The organism is Bacillus sp. WC2503 (assembly GCF_052682895.1).
Genome location: NZ_JBQYMD010000001.1, coordinates 4,720,001 through 4,722,500, shown reverse-complemented (window position 1 = coordinate 4,722,500; position 2,500 = coordinate 4,720,001). Strand labels below are relative to the sequence as shown.

General features: G+C 51.5%; 7 tRNA genes and 2 rRNA genes (2 of these 9 cut by a window edge). All 9 read right to left on the bottom strand.

The window, feature by feature from the left end:
* Nucleotides 1-13, bottom strand: a tRNA-Arg gene (locus ACUN26_RS24370); it reaches 61 nt to the left of the window's first position.
* A gap of 3 nt (nt 14-16) precedes the next feature.
* Nucleotides 17-105 (bottom strand) — tRNA-Leu (locus ACUN26_RS24365).
* A 16-nt stretch (nt 106-121) separates the two neighbouring features.
* Nucleotides 122-196, bottom strand: a tRNA-Gly gene (locus ACUN26_RS24360).
* A gap of 30 nt (nt 197-226) precedes the next feature.
* Nucleotides 227-307, bottom strand: a tRNA-Leu gene (locus tag ACUN26_RS24355).
* 15 nt (nt 308-322) lie between these two features.
* A tRNA-Lys gene (locus ACUN26_RS24350) sits at nt 323-398 on the bottom strand.
* Nucleotides 399-412: 14 nt separating this feature from the next.
* Nucleotides 413-488, bottom strand: a tRNA-Thr gene (locus tag ACUN26_RS24345).
* A gap of 4 nt (nt 489-492) precedes the next feature.
* Nucleotides 493-568 (bottom strand) — tRNA-Val (locus ACUN26_RS24340).
* 4 nt (nt 569-572) lie between these two features.
* Nucleotides 573-688, bottom strand: a 5S ribosomal RNA gene (rrf, locus tag ACUN26_RS24335).
* Nucleotides 689-789: 101 nt separating this feature from the next.
* Nucleotides 790-2,500: ribosomal RNA gene (locus ACUN26_RS24330) — 23S ribosomal RNA — on the bottom strand; it runs 1,211 nt beyond the window's last position.

The window sequence follows — 2,500 nt, the reverse complement described above, 5'->3', positions numbered from 1 at the left end:
GAGCTACGGGCGCATATGGTGCCGAGGGCGGGGGTCGAACCCGCACGGTGGTCACCCACCGCAGGATTTTAAGTCCTGTGCGTCTGCCTGTTCCGCCACCCCGGCATGTCATATTGAAAATTGGAGCGGAAGACGGGATTCGAACCCGCGACCCCAACCTTGGCAAGGTTGTATTCTACCACTGAACTACTTCCGCAAGACATGTTATGAGATATTTTATTAAAAGTGCGGGTGAAGGGAGTCGAACCCCCACGCCAAAGGCGCTAGATCCTAAGTCTAGTGCGTCTGCCAATTCCGCCACACCCGCATATTTTATTAAAAATGGTGAGCCATGAAGGATTCGAACCTTCGACCCTCTGATTAAAAGTCAGATGCTCTACCAACTGAGCTAATGGCTCGTACAATTAAAAACTGGTGCCGACTAGAGGACTTGAACCCCCAACCTACTGATTACAAGTCAGTTGCTCTACCAATTGAGCTAAGTCGGCTAAATGGTGGAGGATGACGGGATCGAACCGCCGACCCCCTGCTTGTAAGGCAGGTGCTCTCCCAGCTGAGCTAATCCTCCATTTGCCTGGCAACGTCCTACTCTCACAGGGACAAGGTCCCAACTACCATCGGCGCTAGAGAGCTTAACTTCCGTGTTCGGTATGGGAACGGGTGTGACCTCTCTGCCATTATTACCAGACTGTATTCATTTAAGACAAGAATTATTGTAACTTATTTAACTTTTAAAGTCAACAAGTTTTTTATATTCTTTCAAAACTAGATAACATTGCTTCATATTATATGGTTAAGTCCTCGATCTATTAGTATTCGTCAGCTCCACATGTCACCATGCTTCCACCTCGAACCTATCAACCTGATCATCTTTCAGGGATCTTACTAGCTTACGCTATGGGAAATCTCATCTTGAGGGGGGCTTCATGCTTAGATGCTTTCAGCACTTATCCCTTCCGCACATAGCTACCCAGCTATGCCCTTGGCAGAACAACTGGTACACCAGCGGTGCGTCCATCCCGGTCCTCTCGTACTAAGGACAGCTCCTCTCAAATTTCCTACGCCCACGACGGATAGGGACCGAACTGTCTCACGACGTTCTGAACCCAGCTCGCGTACCGCTTTAATGGGCGAACAGCCCAACCCTTGGGACCGACTACAGCCCCAGGATGCGATGAGCCGACATCGAGGTGCCAAACCTCCCCGTCGATGTGGACTCTTGGGGGAGATAAGCCTGTTATCCCCGGGGTAGCTTTTATCCGTTGAGCGATGGCCCTTCCATGCGGAACCACCGGATCACTAAGCCCGACTTTCGTCCCTGCTCGACTTGTAGGTCTCGCAGTCAAGCTCCCTTATGCCTTTGCACTCTACGAATGATTTCCAACCATTCTGAGGGAACCTTTGGGCGCCTCCGTTACACTTTAGGAGGCGACCGCCCCAGTCAAACTGCCCACCTGACACTGTCTCCCGGGTCGATAAGACCCGTAGGTTAGAATTTCAATACAGTCAGGGCGGTATCCCACCAGCGCCTCCACCGAAGCTAGCGCTCCGGTTTCAATGGCTCCCGCCTATCCTGTACAAACTGTACCAAAATTCAATATCAGGCTACAGTAAAGCTCCACGGGGTCTTTCCGTCCTGTCGCGGGTAACCTGCATCTTCACAGGTACTATAATTTCACCGAGTCTCTGGTTGAGACAGTGCCCAAATCGTTACACCTTTCGTGCGGGTCGGAACTTACCCGACAAGGAATTTCGCTACCTTAGGACCGTTATAGTTACGGCCGCCGTTTACTGGGGCTTCAGTTCAGAGCTTCGCTTACGCTAACCCCTCTCCTTAACCTTCCAGCACCGGGCAGGTGTCAGCCCCTATACTTCGCCTTACGGCTTCGCAGAGACCTGTGTTTTTGCTAAACAGTCGCTTGGGCCTATTCACTGCGGCTTTCCGTTAAGAAAGCACCCCTTCTCCCGAAGTTACGGGGTCATTTTGCCGAGTTCCTTAACCAGAGTTCTCTCGCACACCTTAGGATTCTCTCCTCGCCTACCTGTGTCGGTTTGCGGTACAGGCACCTTTTATCTCGCTAGAAGCTTTTCTTGGCAGCGGGGAATCAAAGACTTCGCTCCATAAGGAGCTTCCCCATCACAGCTCAGCCTTCACAATAAGCGGATTTGCCTACTTATCAGCCTAACTGCTTGGACGTGCACAACCAATCGCACGCTTCTTCTATCCTTCTGCGTCCCTCCATTGCTCAAACGATAAAGAGGTGGTACAGGAATATCAACCTGTTGTCCATCGCCTACGCCTGTCGGCCTCGGCTTAGGTCCTGACTAACCCTGAGCGGACGAGCCTTCCTCAGGAAACCTTAGGCATTCGGTGGACGGGATTCTCACCCGTCTTTCGCTACTCATACCGGCATTCTCACTTCTAAGCGCTCCACCAGTCCTTCCGGTCTGACTTCACTGCACTTAGAACGCTCCCCTACCACTGATACCATTGGTATCA